This is a genomic window from Herbaspirillum sp. NPDC087042 (genome assembly GCF_044745245.1).
GTDB lineage: Bacteria > Pseudomonadota > Gammaproteobacteria > Burkholderiales > Burkholderiaceae_D > Herbaspirillum.
This window is the reverse complement of record NZ_JBIUZW010000004.1, coordinates 250656-268500: the sequence shown is the minus strand read 5'-3', so window position 1 is coordinate 268500 and position 17845 is coordinate 250656. Positions and strand designations below refer to the sequence as shown.

The window sequence follows — 17845 nt, the reverse complement described above, 5'->3', positions numbered from 1 at the left end:
CCTGGGCTTAGCGGGGCGGTGAGCCCGGGTCCGGCAATTGCGCCAGCCAGGCCTCCAGCCGCTCCCGGTGCTGCGGCTGACAGTGCAGCCCCAGCTTGCTGCGGCGCCACAGGATGTCGTCGGCGCTGCGCGCCCATTCGGCCTGGACCATGTAACGCGCCTCGGCCTCGTAGAGGCCGGGCGCCAGTTCCTCGCCCAGCGCCGCCATGCGGTCGGCCTGGCCGATGATGTGTTCGGCGCGGGTGCCATAGCTGCGTGCATAACGACGCGCCAGTGCGTCCGGCAGCCATGGATGGCGCGCCTGGAAGCTCCGCAGGAAAGCATCGAAATCGTAGCGGCCGACCAGCTTGCCGGCCTGCTGCAGGTCACCACCCGGCAGCGGTGCGGTCGCCGTCCACGAGCGCGTGGACGCCCCCAGGCTGGGCGCCAGCATGGCCAGCGCTTCCTCGGCCAGCTTGCGGTAGGTGGTGATCTTGCCGCCCCAGACGTTCAACATGGGGGCGCCAGCGTCATCGCATTCGAGCAGGTAGTCGCGGGTGACGGCCGAGGCGTTCTCGGCGCTGTCGTCCAGCAGCGGACGCACGCCGGAATAGGTCCAGACCACGTCGTCGCGCGAGATCTGGCGCTTGAAATAGCGGTTGGCCATCTCGCACAGGTAATCGATCTCGCCCGCATCGATCTCGACCTTGCCGGCGTCGCCGTGGTATTCGAGATCGGTGGTGCCGATCAGCGTGAACTCATCCTGGTAGGGAATGGCAAAGATGATGCGCTTGTCGGGGTTCTGGAAGATATAGGCATACGGGTGATCGAACAGGCGCTTGACCACGATGTGGCTGCCCTTGATCAGGCGCAGGCTGCGGCCCGCCTTGGCCTGCGGCACCGATTGCGCAAAGCGCGCGGCCCAGGGACCGGCGGCATTGACGATGGCGCGGGCGCGCACTTCCTCAAGCTGCACGCCGCCACCCTGCTGGTGTTCCAGCACGGCATGCCAGAGATCGCCTTCGCGACGCACGCTGGCACAGCGGGTACGGGTGAGCACGCGGGCGCCACGCTCCTGCGCATCCATGGCATTGAGCACCACCAGGCGTGCATCATCCACCCAGCCATCGGAATAGACGAAGCCACGGTGGTAATCGCCCTTGAGCGGCTGGCCGGCCACGTGGCGGCTGAAGTTGGCGCCTTCGGAGGCCGGCAGGATCTCGCGCTTGGCCAGGTAATCGTAGAGGAACAGGCCGGCGCGGATCATCCAGGCCGGGCGCTGGTTGGCGTCATGCGGCATGACGAAGCGCAATGGCCAGATGATGTGCGGCGCCGAGCGCAGCAGCACTTCGCGCTCCTGCAGGGCCTTGCGCACCAGCTTGAATTCGTAATATTCGAGATAGCGCAAGCCGCCATGGATCAGCTTGGTACTGGCCGACGAAGTGTGCTGGGCCAGGTCATGCTGCTCGCACAGCAACACCCGCAAGCCACGGCCGGCCGCGTCGCGGGCAATGCCTGCGCCGTTGATGCCACCGCCTACCACCAACAGATCGTATTCGAGCGCCATTCGCCTCTTCTCCGCTTCATTCGTTGCGCGCAATGCCCATTCATTTCCCGGGAATTGCCGATGCACCGTAAGATAAGCGACATCCCGAAAGTAAATCAACAATTATTTGTTGTTTTAAGTTCGTTTATGTTTTTTAATGTTCGTATTCGATCAAAATTGTTATCCGGTTTTCAATAGAAAAATGCTCAATCCCAGGCAACAAACCCTGCTGGAGTGCGTGCGCAAGCACGGCACGATCTCGGTAGAAGAACTGGCGCAACAACTCAACGTGACCACCCAGACGGTGCGTCGCGACGTCAAGGCCATGGTCGACGAGAGCCTGCTGGCGCGCTATCACGGCGGGGTCGGCCTGCTGTCCTCGACCGAGAACATCGCCTATCCGCAGCGCCAGGTCATGCATGCCGAGGCCAAGCGCCGCATCGGCCGCACCGTGGCCGCGCGCGTGCCGGATGGCTGCTCGCTGATCCTGAACCTGGGCACCACCACCGAAGAGGTGGCGCAGTCCCTGCAGCAGCACAAGAACCTCCATGTGGTGACCAACAACCTGAACGTGGCCACCACGCTGGGCAGCAATCCCGAACTGGAAGTCATCATCGCCGGCGGCGTGGTGCGCCCGCGTGACCGTGGCGTGGTGGGTGAAGCCACCATCGATTTCATCCGCCAGTTCAAGGTCGACATCGGCATCATCGGCATCTCCAGCATCGAGATGGATGGCGTGCTGCGTGACTTCGACGCGCGCGAGGTCAAGGTGGCCCAGACCATCATCGAACAATCGCGCCAGGTCTGGCTGGTGGCCGACGCCAGCAAGTTCGGCCGGCAGGCGCTGGTGAAGATGGCGCACCTGTCGCAGATCGATGTGCTCTTCACCGACGCACCGCCGCCCCCGGAGCTGGCCAAGGTACTGGCCGAGACCGAGGTGGAAGTCGTGATCGCGAAATGATGATCCGGTGCAATGTTGCTGATTTCATTTTGTTGATTTCCGGTTAAGTCATTACGCTGTTTTACGAGTCACCCTTCCCTGTTTTCGGGCACTGGGAGACATGGATCAATTCATCCGCATTCATCGATTGTCGTCGCTGCACGGCGAGGGGATAGTGGGATGCGCGCACAGGCAAGGCAGGTGACTCATGCAGTCGCGAAGCCGCCGCCAGCTTGCACGCATCCTGATGATCCCCCTCAAGGAGTGCATATGACGCAAACCATGAAAGCCGCCGTCGTCCGCGAATTCGGCAAGCCCCTGTCGATCGAGGAAGTCCCCATCCCGACGCCCGGTCCGGGCCAGATCCTGGTCAAGTTCGAAGCCAGTGGCGTGTGCCACACCGATCTGCATGCCGCCCATGGTGACTGGCCGGTCAAGCCCCAGCCGCCCTTCATCCCCGGCCACGAAGGTACCGGCTATGTCGCCGCGCTGGGCGCCGGCGTCAAGCGCATCAAGGAGGGCGACCGCATCGGCGTGCCCTGGCTGCACACTGCCTGCGGCTGCTGCCAGCCCTGCCGCACCGGCTGGGAAACCCTGTGCGCAGAACAACAGAACACCGGCTACTCCGTCAATGGCAGCTTTGCCCAGTACGGCCTGGCCGATCCCAACTATGTGGGCCGCCTGCCCGACGGCCTGGAGTTCGGCCCGGCCGCCCCAGTGCTGTGCGCCGGCGTGACCGTCTACAAGGGCTTGAAGGAAACCGAGGTACGTCCCGGTGAATGGGTGGTGATTTCCGGCATCGGCGGCCTGGGCCACATGGCCGTGCAATACGCCAAGGCCATGGGCATGCACGTGGTCGCCGCCGACATCCACGAAGACAAGCTGGCGCTGGCCAAGAAGCTGGGCGCAGATCTGGTCGTCGATGGTCGTAACATCAACGCGGTCAACGAGGTACAGCGCATCATCGGCGGCGCCCACGGCGCGCTGGTCACGGCGGTCTCGCCCAAGGCCATGGAACAGGCGTTCGGTTTCCTGCGTTCGCGCGGCACCATGGCCCTGGTCGGCCTGCCGCCGGGCGACATCACCCTGCCGGTGTTCAATACGGTCTTGAAGCGCATCACGGTGCGCGGCTCCATCGTCGGCACCCGCCAGGACCTGGAAGAATCGCTGGTCTTCGCCGCCGAAGGCAAGGTCGCCGCCACCTTCAATTGGGACAAGCTGGAGAACATCAATGCCATCTTCGCGCGCATGGAAGAAGGCAAGATTGACGGACGTATCGTGCTGGATCTGAGGTAGGCGCGGTCTTCGCGGGCAAGAAAAATGGCGGCTCATGGAAGTGAGCCGCCATTTTCATCTGCGCGGGAAAATCAGGTCGATGACTGTTCCCTGGGTTGCCATTGCCGGATGCCGGCCAGCACATCGCGCATCTTGTCGCGGGCGATCTCCATGTCATAGGCCACCTGGGCACGCAGCCAGTATCCATCGGACAATCCAAAGAAGCGCGCCAGTCGCAGATCAGTGTCGGCCGTGATGGCGCGCTTGCCATTGACGATTTCGCTGATACGCAGTTGGGACACGCCGATTTCCTTCGCCAAGCGATATTGGGTGATCCCCATGGGCAGGAGGAACTCTTCGAGGAGCAACTCTCCCGGTGTCACCGGTGCAATTTGACGAACCATGCTCACTTGCCTCCTAACGATGGTAATCGACGATCTCGATGTCGAATGCGCTGCCCTCTTTCCATACAAAGCACAGACGCCATTGATTGTTGATCCGGATACTGTATTGCCCGCGTCGACTGCCTTTGAGCAGTTCGAGACGGTTCTGAGGTGGAATCCTCAAATCGGCCAGCAGCACTGCAATTTCCAGTTGTCGCAGCTTGCGCAGGGCGGCGCGCTCGATATTGACGAAACGGCTTACGCGCCGACCTTCGTACAAGGCCTGGGTATCAGAACACTTGAAATTTTCAATCATGGGAATAGTAACGCCATACAATAGTAACGTCAAACGATATTATTCTGACCACTCCCACGATACGAACAGATACTACGCCCCTACCAGAACCCCAACACCTTCCACCACACACTCCCCACCGTCGCAAACACCAGCAACTCCACCACAGCCATCACGAAGCCCACGCCCCACCACTTGCCCATGGAGACATAGCCGCTACCGAAGATGATGGGCGAGGTACCGGTCGCGTAGTGCGTCAGCGTCATCATGATGGCCGAGCCGGCCGTCATCATCAGCATGAAGGGCATCACGTACTGCGGCGGCAGCAGTTGCGCCCCCACCGTGAGGAAGGCCAGCAGCATGGCGCTGATGTGGGCCGTGGTGCTGGCAAAGAAATAGTGCGACAGCACGAACACCAGCAACAGCACCGCCGCCACCGCAAACCAGCCCATGCCGCTGGCGACGATGGCCGCCTTCATGCCGTCGGAGAACCAGGCCACCACGCCGGTCTTGTTCAATTGCTCGGCCAGCATCACCAGTGCACCAAACCAAACCAGGGTATCCCAGGCGCTCTTCTCGGAGAGCACGTCGTCCCAGTCGATGGTGCCGGTAATGATCAGCACGAACAGTCCAACGAAGGCCACCACCGTGGGATCGAGCGTGAAGGCCTGGCCCAGCAGCATGGCCGGTACATTGGCCCATAGCAGCAGCAACAGGCCGAAGGTCCCCAGCATGACCTTCTCGCTGGCCCCCAGCGGCCCCATGGTCGCCAGTTCACTGCGGGCGAAATCGACCGCATTGGGCGTGGCCTTGAGTTCGGGCGGCGAGATCAGGTAGATCACCAGTGGCATGAGCAGCAGGCACACCAGCCCCGGCAGCAGCATGCACAGCGCCCAGGTGGTCCAGGACAGTTGCAGCGCATGGCCGGTGGCCTTGGCCACGTAGTTCACCACCAGCGGATTGGGCGCGGTGGCGGTGAGGAACATGGCCGAGGTGATCGGATTGGCGTGGTAGTTGACCAGCGCCAGGTAGCTGCCCACCTTGTTCTGCGTGCCCTTGGCGGGATCGGAGTCGAAGGCATTGGCGATCGACTTCATGACGGGATGCACGATGCCGCCGCCGCGCGCCGTATTGCTGGGCGTGAAAGGCGCCAGCACCAGCTCGCAGATGGCCAGGCCGTAGCCGATACCAATGGTACGACGTCCCAGCAGGGCGATGAACATCAGGCCCACACGCCGCCCCAGGCCAGTCTTCTTCAGCCCGCGCGAGATCAGGATGGCTACCACGATGAGCCAGATCAGCGGATTGGAGAAGCTGGCCAGCGCATCGGCAATGGCGCCCTTGGAGGAATCGGAGGTGACCTGCGACAGCGAGACGATGACGATGGCCATCATCGCCATCACGCCGATGGGCATGACCTTCAGGATGATGGCCACGATGGTGGTGAGGAAGATGGCCACCAGCGTCCATGCCTTGGGTGCCAGTCCGGGCGGGCAAGGCGTGAGCAGCAGCAGGATCAGCACGGCCGTGGTGATCAGGGCCGGCAGCAGCCTGAACGGCACTGCGTCATTGAAGTAGTTGAAAGTGGCTTTGAGTTTGGCGAGCATCGCGTCATCCCTGGAACGAATCAATGGCGGTCCGTCGGGACAGCCCTCATGAGGCTGTCGATAGAACCGGCCCCAGTATAGTGAGGCCGCGTGGCGAACGCGGCGGCAGTCTGGCCATGATTTGATCTGCGCTAGCAAAAGCCGGATTTTATTACCCCAAATCAATATCGCGCAGGTCCTCGGCCACCTTGGCGACCGACAGCGACTTGTCTCCCCCCAACATCATCGGCCACCATTTCTTACAAAATCCCAACAATTGCTAACGATTATCATTTATATTTCGCATCCCGACCTACCAAGCCAAGACACAACAAGATGCGATTTCAGCGAGAACACCTTCGTCCCGCCCACTGGCTGGCCGCCAGCCTGATGACCATGGCCCCGCTGGCCTGGGCCGAAGGCAGTGAAGCCAGTGCAGGCAGCCAGAGCGGCGCCCTTCCCGAGATCAGCGTGGTCTCCGACAAGAACCCGGCCAGCTACAACGCTGCCTCCACCAGCGGCGCCACCCGTACCGACACGCCCCTGCTGGAGATCCCGCAATCGGTGCGCGTGATGACCACCCAGCAGATCGAGGATCTGGGCGCGGTGCGCCTGGCCGATACCGTGGACTACGTCAGCGGCATCAGCCGCCTCAATGACTTCGGCGGCACCTGGGACAACTTCGCCATTCGCGGTTTCAGCAGCACCGACATGGGCTTCCTGATCAATGGCTTCCCCGGCTCGCGCGGCTACAATCCGCGCCGCGACACGGCCAATATCGAACGCATCGAATTCCTCAAGGGCCCGGCCTCGGCCCTGTACGGCAGCAGCGAGCCGGGCGGCACCATCAATATCGTCACCAAGAAGCCGCAGTTCACCAGCAAGAACAGCGCCGAACTCAGTGCCGGCACCGGCGGTCTCAGGCGCGCCTCGGTCGACAGCACCGGTCCGCTGGGCCAGAGCGTGGCCTATCGCCTCATCGCCATGACCGAAGAGGGCGATAGCCGCTCCAGCCTGCTCAACAACCGGCGCTCCCTGGTGGCGCCCTCGGTGGCCTGGGTGATCGACCGCGATACGCTGCTGAACTACGAGGGTGAATTCCTGCAGGCTAGCACGCCGCTGGATCGCGGCATCATCAATGTGCGCGGCGTGCTGGGCACGCTGCCGCGTGACCGCGTGCTCAGCGAGCCCTCCGATGGCAACATGCAGATGCGCAGCAACACCCATCAGCTGACCCTGGAGCGCACGCTCTCCGAACAGTGGCGCGCCAAGTTCGGTGCCAGCTACAAGGAAAGCAGCTTCGACGGCTACTACACCGAAGCCGCGCTGAGCAATGCCCTGGCCGCCGACAACCGCACCCTGAACCGCACCCGCACCTGGCGCCAGCTGCCCTCGCGCGATGTCGCCTTCCAGGCCGAACTGCAGGGCAACTTCACTACGGGCGCCATCGGCCATACCCTGCTGGTGGGCGCCGAAGCCTCGACGCTGTGGATGAATACCGAGATCCTGCGCTCGGCCAACACGCCCATCGACATCTACAATCCGGTCTATGGCAGCGCCCTGCTGCCGCTGACCAATCGCACTTCCAGCTCGGACGAGAACCAGCGCGTCAAGGCCTTGTTCGTGCAGGACCAGTTGAGTCTCTCGCCGCAATGGAAGCTGCTGGGCGGCCTGCGCTGGGACCAGTACAACCAGAGTGTGGAAAACCGCGTCGGCGGCGTCACCACCACCTCGCAGCAGCAGAGTGCGGTCTCGCCGCGCGCCGGCATCACCTACCTGCCCACGACCTGGAGCTCGGTGTACCTGACGGCGGGCAAGTCCTTCCGTGGCAACAGCGGTGTGGACATCAATGGTCGTGCCTTCGATCCCCAGCATTCGACCGCCTACGAGGCCGGCGTGAAGCTGCAGAGTACGGATGAGCGCCTGGGCGCCAACTTCGCGCTCTACGACATCACCAAGACCAATGTGCTCACCGCCAGCGATGTGGCCGGTTACTCGGTGGCGGCCGGCGAGGTCAAGAGCACCGGCTTCGAAGCCGATGCCTTTGGACAGATCGATGCACACTGGCGCCTCTCGGCCAACTTCTCCTGGGACAATGCCCGCGTCACCCGCGACAAGACCCTGGCCGCCGGCACCCGCCTGACCAATATCCCGGCCTACAGCGCCGGCCTCTTGGCCATGCGCGAGGATGCGCTGGCCAATGGCACCCGCTACGGCCTGGGCGGTGGCGTGAACTACGTGGGCAATCGCTCCGGCAATACGGCCGACACCTACTCGCTGCCGGCCTACACCACCGTCAAGCTGCTCAGCTACTGGCAGGTCAGCAAGAACGTGCGCCTGTCACTGGACGTGCATAACCTGTTCAACCGCAACTACTATGTGGGATCGTGGGGCAACCTGTACGTGATGCCCGGCACGGAACGCACCGTGGTGGCGCGCATGAAGATCGACCTCTGAACCGCAGCGCACCCACCATGCAACAGCGCCCCGTCACTGCAAGGTGACGGGGCGCTTTTTTTCATAGAGACACCGGATTCAACGCGGCGTGGCGCGCCATTGCCGGTGTGCCTGCTGCAGACGGGCCACGCCCTCGATGATCTCCTGCGGCTGGGCGTTGGCAAACGACAGCCGCAGCCGCGCGGGGTCGGCGTCCTGTGCATAGAAGGCAGCACCCGGCACATACATCACGTTCTGGCCGACGGCCTCGTGCAAGAGCGCGGTGGCATCCGTTCCATCATTCCAGCTGGCCCAGATGAACATGCCGCCCTCCGGCGCGAACAATGACAGCGCGTCACCGAAGGCGAGCCGCAGGGCATCGAGCATGATCTCGCAGCGCTCGCGATAGGTGGCGATGATGGCCGGAAGATGCGCCTCCAGGCAGCCGTCGGCGAGATAGCGCGCCGCCGCCATCTGCATCCACGGTGCCGTGCAAAGGTCGCCGGTCTGCTTGGCGATCACCGCCCGGCGCAGGATCTCGGGCGCGCCGCACATCCAGCCGATGCGCAAACCCGGCGCCACCACCTTGGACAGGCTGGACAGGTACACCAGCCAGTCAGCGGCCCCCGGGATCTCCTGTGCCACCTGCAGCAAGGGCGGCTGCACTTCGCCATGGAAACGCAGCTGCCCATACGGATCATCCTCGATCACCAGGAACTGGTAACGCACCGCCAGCGCCAGCAGGTGACGCCGACGCGCCAGCGACAAGGTCGCGCCGGTAGGATTGGCAAAGGTCGGCACCACATACAGCAGCCGGGGACGGGCACCGGCGATGAGCAGGCGTTCCAGCGCATCGGTATCCATGCCCGCCTCATCCCCCGGCACTTCCAGCAAGTCGGCGCCGGCCAGCCGCAGCGCCTGGATCGCGGCCGGATAGCAGGGCCGCTCGATGACCACGCCATCCCCCGGACTGAGCATGACCCGCAACAGCAATTCGAAGCCCTGCTGCGACCCGGTCGTGACGATCAGGTCGGCCACCTCGCCGGTACCGCCGATGCGCTCGCGGGTGAGCTGGCGCAAGGCCTGGGCCAGTACCGCCGTGCCTTCGGTGGCGCCATATTGCAGGCAGGCGGCGGGGGATTGCGCCAGTACCGCGGCGGCACTGCGCGCCAGGGCATCGGCATCGAACAGCGCCGGTGCCGGATAGCCACCGGCAAAGGAAATCATGCCGGGCTGCTGCGTGTACTTGAACAGTTCGCGGATGGGCGAGCCTTGCGGCGACTGGAAGGCAGGATTGAAACAGTAGGCGGCGGTCATGATCGTACGCGGGCAAGAAGAACATCAGGACGACAGCAGCCCTGCGCCGCCTGGAAGGCGGCACACATCACACTGCAGTCACACTGCGACAGGAGGAATGCGCGACGACAGTCGGCTGTCGTCGCGCCAGTGAGTTACTGCTCGATCATGCGGTTCCAGCGGTTGTTCCACTCGGAGCGCTTCTCGTTGACCACATCCCAGTCCACGGTATTGAGGTTCTTGGTCAGCACTTCGCTCTTGCCCAGCTTGGCCTGTGCGGCCTCCGACAGCGGCACGTTGCGGTTGACCGGGATGGAATTGGCCAGCGCCATGCTCTTGGCCTGGACCGCCGGGGTCAGCAGGTATTCGAGCAGCTTCTGGGACAGGTCCGGCTCGCTGTTGCCCCTGATCGGACAGGCGCCGGTCATCAGCAGCACGCCGCCCTCCTTGGGCGTGGCGAACTCGGCCGGGATGCCCTTGTCCTTGAGGTTGGCGATACCGGTGACAGTCAGCGGGAAGATCGCCGCCTCATTGGTCTGCACCATCTCCGAGATCTTGGCCGAGCTCGACAGGTATTCGACCACGTTGGGGCCAATACTGGCGCCCCATTTCTTGAAGCCAGGGTCGACGTTCTTGTCGGTGCCACCCACCAGGCGGTTGAACATCATGAAACCGTACAGGCCAAAGGTACTGGCCGAGATGGACTGGAACACCACCTTCTGCTTGTACTTGGGATCGGCAAAATCCATCCACGAGGTCGGCGCCGGCCAGCCCTTCTCGGCGAACAGCTTCTTGTTGTAGCCGATGCCCAGCACGCCCATCTCGATGGCCACGGCCTGGTCGTTGGCCAGGCGCGCGAAGGGATAGACGTCCTTCAGGACGGCGGCATCCTTGACCTTCTCGCACAGGCTCATGTTGATGGCGCGGTACATCACGCCGTCATCGAGGAAGGCCACGTGCATCTGCGGCTTGTCCTTCTGGGCTTGCATCTTGGCGATGATGTCCGAGGAGGTACCCGGCACGACCACGACCTTGACGTTGTTGGCCTTCTCGAAGTCGGGGAAGATCGACGCCGTGTAGTTCTTTTCCATCGTGCCGCCGTTCATGCCGACGTAGATGGTCTTGGTCTGCGCCTGGGCGCCGGTGGTGACACCCATGGTCGCTGCAATTGCACAGGTCATTGCCAGGTACTTCATCTTCATCACTAAACTCCTTGCCGATTTGCCGATGTGGATCCCCGCCTGCGGCGGGGTGTGGAAACGAGGGTGAAAACCGCCAGGCCCCAACACCTGGCTTCTTGTTCTTCTTGTGCTGATGCCGGTGCAATGCCTGTCAGTCGATGTCGAATTTCACTCCCTGTGCCAGCGGCAAGGTCTTGCTGTAGTTGATGGTGTTGGTGGCGCGGCGCATGTAGTTCTTCCAGGCATCCGACCCCGATTCGCGGCCGCCGCCGGTTTCCTTCTCGCCACCGAAGGCGCCGCCGATCTCGGCGCCACTGGTGCCGATGTTGACGTTGGCCAGGCCGCAATCGCTGCCCACGGCCGAGACGAACAGCTCGGCTTCGCGTATGTCGTTGGTGAAGATGGCCGAGGACAGTCCCTGCGGCACGGCATTGTTGAGGGCAATCGCGTCGGTCAGTTCGTCGTACTTGACGATGTAAAGGATGGGCGCGAAGGTCTCGTGGTGCATGATGGCGGTCTGGCCGGGCATGGTGACCAGGGCTGGACGCACATACCAGGCATCGCCCATCACCTCGACGCGCTCGCCGCCGGTGACTTCACCGCCTTGTGCGCGGGCCTGCTGCAGGGCCGACTGCATGGCATCGAAGGCGGCGCGATCGATCAGCGGGCCGACCAGGGTATCGGGCTGCAGCGGATCACCCACCTTGACGCTGGCGTAGATGCGCTTGATCTGTGCCACCACCTGGTCATGAATGCTGCTATGGACGAACAGGCGACGCAGGCTGGTGCAGCGCTGGCCAGCCGTGCCCACCGCCGAGAAGGTGATGGCGCGCAGGGCCAAGCTCAGGTCGGCCGAGGGTGCGACGATCATGGCGTTGTTGCCGCCCAGTTCCAGCAGGCTGCGGCCCAGGCGCTCGGCCACCACGGTGGCGACCTTGCGCCCCATGCGCACGCTGCCAGTGGCGCTCACCAGCGGCACCAGCGGCGAACGCGACAGGGTCTCGCCCAGGTCGGCGCCACCGATGAGGAGCTGGCACAGCTTGGCAGGCACCAGGTTCGGACGCTGTGCCGAGAAACGCTCCACCGCACGGGCGAACAGTGCATGCACGGCCAGCGCGGTCACGGGGGTCTTCTCGGACGGCTTCCACACCACGGCATTGCCGCAGATCAGTGCCAGCGCGGCATTCCAGGCCCACACCGCAACCGGGAAATTGAAGGCGGTGATGACGCCGCACACGCCCAGCGGATGCCAGGTTTCCATCATGCGATGGCCGGGGCGCTCGGAGGCGATCGTCAGGCCATGCAGCTGGCGCGACAGGCCCACGGCGAAGTCGCAGATATCGATCATCTCCTGCACCTCGCCCAGGCCTTCGGAGAGGATCTTGCCGGCTTCCTGGGTGACCAGCGCGCCGAGGGCATCGCGATGCTCGCGCAGCACTTCGCCCAGCACGCGCACCAGCTCGCCGCGGACCGGCGCCGGCACTTCGCGCCAGGCCTGGAAGGCCTGATGCGCGTCGGCGATCACGGTCTCGGCATGCGCGGTGCTCTGCGCCTTGAGCTGCGCGATGATCTGGCCATCACGCGGCGAGCGGATCACCAGGTCGCTACCGGCGTAGGCCGACAGGTCGAAGTCGAGGGTGGAGAAAATGCTGGGAGAAGACATGGAGGTCCCTTGTTATCAATGGAGTGGGAGGGGTCTGGAACGATGGAGTATAAGGACAGGCGGGCCAATTCTTAAAACCAAAAAATATCACCACGTCATGACTTTTTCCAATGCACCGCGATGGCGCCGGCTACTTCATCAGGATGTGCAAGGATGGTGCAATGCATCACGCCGGAGGCAGCGCCAGGCCTTGATCCGTCAGGGATGGCGTGCTGCGTGGGGAGACAGGCGAACGGCGCGCAGGGTGGGAGGGTACGACGGCAGTGAAATGCCCGGCATGAGTTTTAGTATGCGCGAGCCAAATTGCACCAGGGCAATGCAAGCCACGCTGCCGGCTCAGCCCGCCTTCAGTTCACTCAATATCCAGTCGCGGAACTTGATGATGGCGGCCTTGCCCGCATTCTTCTCGGGATAGACCAGGTAGTAGGATTGCGGGCTCTTGACCGCGAAGGGGAAAGGCACATGCAACTGCCCTAGGCTGATCTCGGTCTCGACCATGAACTTGGGCATGAGCGCCACGCCCATGCCCGCCACGGCGGCCTGGATCACCATGGCCAGTTGTTCGAAGCGCGGACCGGCCAGGGCATTGGGACAATCCACACCGACATGGCGGAACCAGTCCTGCCAGGCTTGCGGGCGGGTGGTGTGCTGCAGCAGGGTGACGTTGCCGAGGTCTTCGATGGCGCCGATGCGGTCATTCAAGGCCTTGCTGCAGACCGGCACCACCTCCTCGCCCATCAGGCGCACCATCACGGTATCGGGCCAGTCGGGCTCGCCGAAATGGATGGCGGCGTCGACCTGGCGTGTATTGAAATCGAAGGGCAGCACTTCGGTGCTCAGGTTCAGCAGCACATCGGGATAGGCCGCCGAGAACTTGGCCAGGCGCGGGATCAGCCACTTCACGCCGAAGGTCGGCAGGATCGCCAGGTTCAGCACGCTGGCCAGGCTGTTGTAGGTCATCACCTGGAAGGTCGCCATCTCGATCTGCTTCAAGATGGTGGAGACCTGGGCGGCATAGTCGCGGCCGGCTTCGGTGAGGATCAGGCGGCGGTTGATGCGCTCGAACAGCTTGACGTTGAGGTATTCCTCCAGGATCGCCACCTGCCTGCTCACCGCGCCCTGGGTCATGTGCAATTCATTGGCCGCCTTGGTAAACGACATGTGACGCGCCGAGGTATCGAAGGCGATCAGGCAGGACGTGGACGGGATGAAACGGCGCATGGGGCGAAATCCGCTGGGACAATGACCCCGCACTATAGCAAAATCGATGCCGCCCCCTGCATCAGAATGCAGGCGGCTCATGGCATCGATTCCTGGTACGGCTGTGACGATGTCATCCGGCGCAACGATCGCTCACCGCACCGGGCCACACCGACAGTCCCTCAGCAGGCACTGGCCGATTCTGCAGCGGGTGCGCCCGCCTCGGTCATCTTGAAGATGCCCTGGGCATTGCCGCTGTCGAAGGTGAGATCCAGCTTTTGCTGGCCGGCCTCATCGACGTAGTAGTCACGGCTGATGAATTCGTAGAAGGAACCCGGCACGGTTACCGCCACCGGCTGGCCGGCATCGCCCTGCAGCTGGTAGTCGACCTTGACGGCGCGGAAGGCCGTCTGGCGCACGCGGCCATTGCGCGACACCTCCACCTGATCCTTGATGGGACGGCCCAGCTCACGCTGGCGCTCGGCCGTGGCGACGACGTCGACCACACGGTCGGTGGCATGGTTGAAGGCATTGCCTTCGGTGGAGATCCAGGCCATCTCGGCCGACTCGGCCTTGAGGGTTTCGTACTGCGCCACCGTAGGCAGGTCATGATGACGCGCGAAGCAGTTGAGCATGGCCGGCAGCAGGCGCTTGGCGTCGGCCAGCGGCAGGCTGCCCCGCGCCGACAACGTGGCCAGCAGTGCCTGCACCTCGTCACTGAGGGGATTGCGCGACGAGGCCAGCACGGCATCGACGGTCTGCTGGAACTGCGGCGAGAACTGCTCGGGATGCAGTTCGCTGACGAAGAACTGGGCGATGTTCTCGGCATCGTCGGCATGGGTATAGACGCGGCCGGTCATCTTGATGCGCGCCAGCGGATAGGTGCCGGTCTGCTGGTAGCCCAGCGGCAGCAGCACGCGGGTGAACAGTGCCTCGCCATCGGGGAAACCGGTATCGCGGCCCAGACGCACAGTGCGCACGGCGCCATGGTCGAAACAGATCTTCACGCCCGCGCGCTCGGCATCGGCCACGTAATCGCGGCCGGTAGCGACCTGCTGCAGCAGTTGCTCGAAGAGCAGCATGTTCAGGGCCTGGGCCAGCTCAAGGCGGGAGACGTCCTGCCCGGCGGGGCGCAACGTCGATGCCGGCACCTCCAGACGTACAAACTGGCGCTGCACCAGGGCGTCATCCCCATAGTGGGAAAGCAGGAGTTGATGGAGATTGCTGTTGTTCGCGGAAATCGTCATGGGCGTGCCTTTGACCGGGTGACTATGAGATGGCCTCATGGTAAGGGCAGCGCGGGGTCGGGATAAAACGATTATTTCTGAGGCTTCAATGCCTTTTACTCATGCAAGCCCACGGGCGAGCATGGAGCCCACGGAGCCGCCGGGGCCTTGCGCTGCCCTTGCATGCCAATGTCGATCACGATGCCGAGCAGATGCCTGATCTGTCCATTGACGGCCGTTTCTGAAAGGAAAGTCGGATGCATCCTGCGATTGTCGGCATCGCCCGCCTCCCTCCTCAGTGCGCACCACCGGAATCCCCCTCCTGGGTGGCGCGGCGCCGGCGCGGGCTTGTACCCGCAGTGTCCCCCGACACATTTCCGGCTGGGTCCGGCAGGCGCTACTGTATTACAAGCGGCGCACTTTGATTAGCTGCCGTGTGGCGAACTAACTCGTTAATCCAGCTTAACAATGCAAGGCAAGGCCCGCAGATTGCGCAATTACTTAAAAATATTTACCGGACTCTTTAACGGCAAGGCTCTAATCAATCGAGCGGGAATGTAATACATTGCGGCGACACCAGACCAGCGTGCATGCAGCGTATCCAGAGCGACCGAGCGCCTGCGCGACTGGTCGCTCCGATCCGCTCTTCCACCCTGTCACCGAGGCACATGACGCAGTTGAGAAAAATCCCTGTCAGCCAACTCAGGATAGGCATGTACTTCTCGGGCTTCAATGGCGCCTGGATCGCCTCGCCGTTCTGGCGCGCCAGTTTCATGATCCGCACCGAGAATGAAATACGGCAGGCCCAGCAGACCGATCATGCCTACTGCTGGATCGACGTCCACAAGGGCCTTGCACCGGACAGTGACAGCGCAGCGCCGTCCCAGGACGCGAGTGCCGCGCCACCCGCACCACCCGTACCACCCGTACCGTCTGTCAGTGCCGCCGCACTGGATCCGGCCGGCGCGCTGGATCTCGACCTCAGCGACGCCCTCCATCTCTACGAGATGGCCAGGCAAACCACGCAGGAAGTATTCAGCCAGGCGCGCCTGGGCAGGTCGCTGGATGTGCGCAAATGCAAGGAACTGGTGGAGCAGATTGCCGCCTCGGTGGCGCACAATGCCGACGCCCTCCTGAGCATCATCCGCATCAAGCGTGCCGACGAATACACCTACCTGCATTCGATTGCGGTCTGCACCATGATGGTCGCGCTGGGACGCACGCTGGGACTGGACGACAAGGCGTGCCAGCAGGCGGGCCTGGCCGGATTCCTGCACGACGTCGGCAAGGCCTTCATCCCGCTGGAACTGCTCAACAAACCCGACCGGCTGACCGACCAGGAATATCGCATCATCCAGCGCCATCCAGCCCTGGGCCATGCCTATCTGCAAGGCCTGGCCGGCGTGCCCGATTACGTACTGGAAGTGTGCCTGCATCATCACGAAAAGATGGATGGAACCGGCTACCCCATGCGCCAGCAGGGACAGCAGATCAGCCTGTATGCGCGCATGGCGGCGGTATGCGACGTCTATGACGCGGTCACCTCGCATCGCGTCTACAAGGCCGCCTGGGATCCAGCCGATTCGCTCTCGCGCATGGCGTCCTGGCAGGGGCATTTCGACCGCACCATCTTCCTGGCCTTCGTCAAGACGCTGGGCATCTATCCGCTGGGCTCCATCGTCACGCTACGCTCGGGACGCACTGCGCTGGTCATCTGCCAGAACCGCAAGGATCTGACGCGCCCGGTGGTGAAGGCCTTCAGCAATACTGCCTCGATGGAGGCCCTGGAAAATGAAATCGTCGACCTTGCGGCCGACGGCCAGACCGATGCCATCGCCGAGCGCAGCGGCGAGGACTGGATCAAGAGCCAGGGGCTGAGATGCTGACGGCAGGCCGGCTCAAGCGGGCCGGGCAGCCTCGCCTGTGCCTGGATGGCGGCAGTTGAAATAAGCCTGGATATGCCCGATGCAGGCCAGTATCTTGGCCGGCATCACGTCGCGGTACTGGGTGGTGAGGAAGGCACTGTACGCATCCAGTGACCAGTCCGGCAAGACCTGCACCAGTCGTCCGGCATCCAGATCCTCCTGTACCTTGCTTTTCAGGAGACGCGCCACACCGTGGCCCTGCAAGGCCAGCTGGCGCAGCGAACGCGCATGGTTGGCCGTGAGGCGGGGTGTAAGCCGCAACTGCACGCGCTGACCGTCGCGATCACGCAGACTCAGTTCAACCGTGGCGCCATGGGGCGTGAAGAACAGGAAGTCCTGCTGCTGCAGATCCTCGGGCCGGTGTATCGGTGCGTGCGAGTGCAGATACGCCGGCGCGGCGCACAGCACCGCATCCAGTTGCGCCAGCACAATATCGGTCGCACCGGGCCCCTTCCCCACCCGCAGCGCCAGGTCCACGCTCTTGTCCATCAAGTCGATGTTGTGGTCGTTGACGTCGATGTTGATACGCAACCTGGGATGACTGCGAATGAACTCGTCCAGCGCCGGCACCAGGTATTCGGTGGCCATGAAGCTGGAAGCGGCGATGCGCAGTTCACCGACCAGTTCATTGTGCAGGCTCTCGGTATTCTGGCGCGCCTCGTTGGCCAGCGTGACGATGCGCGCGCAATGTGCGTAGAAATCCTGCCCGGCTTCGGTCAGGCAAAGCTTGCGCGTGGTCCGGTGCAACAGCGTGGTGCCGAGCATGGTTTCAAGCGCACTGATGTGCTGGCTCACTGACGACGAGGTCAGTCCCAGCTCGCGAGCCGCCTTGGAAAAGGCACCCAGCTCGACGACGCGGGAAAAGATCACCATGCGCGGCAGGTAATCCATGGCGTTGTTTTTCATCATGGCGC

Annotated in this window: 14 protein-coding genes; 4 read left to right on the top strand and 10 right to left on the bottom strand. The window is 63.2% G+C overall.

Features of this window, described 5'->3' with window-relative positions:
• Positions 1-7: 7 nt before the first annotated feature.
• A complete protein-coding gene (glpD, locus tag ACIPHN_RS08365; protein ID WP_400435124.1) occupies positions 8-1546 on the bottom strand; it encodes a glycerol-3-phosphate dehydrogenase in 1539 nt (512 codons plus the stop codon).
• A gap of 181 nt (positions 1547-1727) precedes the next feature.
• On the opposite strand from glpD, the gene ACIPHN_RS08360 reads away from it, so the two are divergent.
• Together ACIPHN_RS08360 and adhP are read left to right on the top strand one after the other, a co-directional pair.
• A complete protein-coding gene (locus tag ACIPHN_RS08360; protein WP_400435122.1) occupies positions 1728-2486 on the top strand; it encodes a DeoR/GlpR family DNA-binding transcription regulator in 759 nt (252 codons plus the stop codon).
• Positions 2487-2735: 249 nt separating this feature from the next.
• Positions 2736-3761 (top strand): alcohol dehydrogenase AdhP, encoded by a 1026-nt coding sequence (gene adhP, locus ACIPHN_RS08355; RefSeq protein ID WP_400435120.1) that lies wholly within the window; start codon positions 2736-2738, stop codon positions 3759-3761.
• A 71-nt stretch (positions 3762-3832) separates the two neighbouring features.
• Here the strand turns inward: adhP and ACIPHN_RS08350 are convergent, their stop codons facing one another.
• From ACIPHN_RS08350 to ACIPHN_RS08340, 3 genes are all read right to left on the bottom strand, one after another.
• Positions 3833-4144 carry a HigA family addiction module antitoxin gene (locus ACIPHN_RS08350; protein ID WP_400435118.1) on the bottom strand — a complete coding sequence of 104 codons (312 nt, stop codon included), beginning with the start codon at positions 4142-4144 and terminating at the stop codon, positions 3833-3835.
• Positions 4145-4157: 13 nt separating this feature from the next.
• Positions 4158-4439: a type II toxin-antitoxin system RelE/ParE family toxin gene (locus ACIPHN_RS08345; RefSeq protein ID WP_400435116.1), complete on the bottom strand. Its 282-nt coding sequence runs from the start codon at positions 4437-4439 to the stop codon at positions 4158-4160.
• An 80-nt stretch (positions 4440-4519) separates the two neighbouring features.
• Positions 4520-6025, bottom strand: coding sequence for a DASS family sodium-coupled anion symporter (locus tag ACIPHN_RS08340; RefSeq protein ID WP_400435114.1), 1506 nt, complete (start codon positions 6023-6025; stop codon positions 4520-4522).
• 315 nt (positions 6026-6340) lie between these two features.
• Between ACIPHN_RS08340 and ACIPHN_RS08335 the strand changes: the two genes are divergently transcribed.
• Complete coding sequence (locus tag ACIPHN_RS08335) at positions 6341-8461, top strand: TonB-dependent siderophore receptor (protein WP_400435113.1); 2121 nt, start codon at positions 6341-6343, stop codon at positions 8459-8461.
• Positions 8462-8539: 78 nt separating this feature from the next.
• Here ACIPHN_RS08335 and ACIPHN_RS08330 read toward each other — a convergent pair whose 3' ends face one another.
• The 5 genes from ACIPHN_RS08330 to ACIPHN_RS08310 all read right to left on the bottom strand — a co-directional run bounded on the left by ACIPHN_RS08330 (position 8540) and on the right by ACIPHN_RS08310 (position 15027).
• Positions 8540-9757: a PLP-dependent aminotransferase family protein gene (locus tag ACIPHN_RS08330; protein WP_400435111.1), complete on the bottom strand. Its 1218-nt coding sequence runs from the start codon at positions 9755-9757 to the stop codon at positions 8540-8542.
• 134 nt (positions 9758-9891) lie between these two features.
• Positions 9892-10938 carry an ABC transporter substrate-binding protein gene (locus ACIPHN_RS08325; RefSeq protein WP_400435109.1) on the bottom strand — a complete coding sequence of 349 codons (1047 nt, stop codon included), beginning with the start codon at positions 10936-10938 and terminating at the stop codon, positions 9892-9894.
• Between the two features lie 130 nt (positions 10939-11068).
• Entirely contained in the window at positions 11069-12580 is a 1512-nt protein-coding gene (locus tag ACIPHN_RS08320) for an aldehyde dehydrogenase family protein (RefSeq protein WP_400435107.1), read from the bottom strand.
• A 336-nt stretch (positions 12581-12916) separates the two neighbouring features.
• Positions 12917-13801, bottom strand: coding sequence for a transcriptional regulator GcvA (gene gcvA, locus ACIPHN_RS08315; RefSeq protein WP_400435105.1), 885 nt, complete (start codon positions 13799-13801; stop codon positions 12917-12919).
• A 161-nt stretch (positions 13802-13962) separates the two neighbouring features.
• Positions 13963-15027: a DUF1338 domain-containing protein gene (locus ACIPHN_RS08310; protein WP_400435103.1), complete on the bottom strand. Its 1065-nt coding sequence runs from the start codon at positions 15025-15027 to the stop codon at positions 13963-13965.
• Between the two features lie 647 nt (positions 15028-15674).
• Here ACIPHN_RS08310 and ACIPHN_RS08305 point away from each other — a divergent pair.
• A complete protein-coding gene (locus tag ACIPHN_RS08305; protein WP_400435101.1) occupies positions 15675-16892 on the top strand; it encodes an HD-GYP domain-containing protein in 1218 nt (405 codons plus the stop codon).
• A 12-nt stretch (positions 16893-16904) separates the two neighbouring features.
• Here the strand turns inward: ACIPHN_RS08305 and ACIPHN_RS08300 are convergent, their stop codons facing one another.
• Entirely contained in the window at positions 16905-17837 is a 933-nt protein-coding gene (locus ACIPHN_RS08300; RefSeq protein ID WP_400435217.1) for a LysR family transcriptional regulator, read from the bottom strand.
• Positions 17838-17845: the final 8 nt, after the last annotated feature.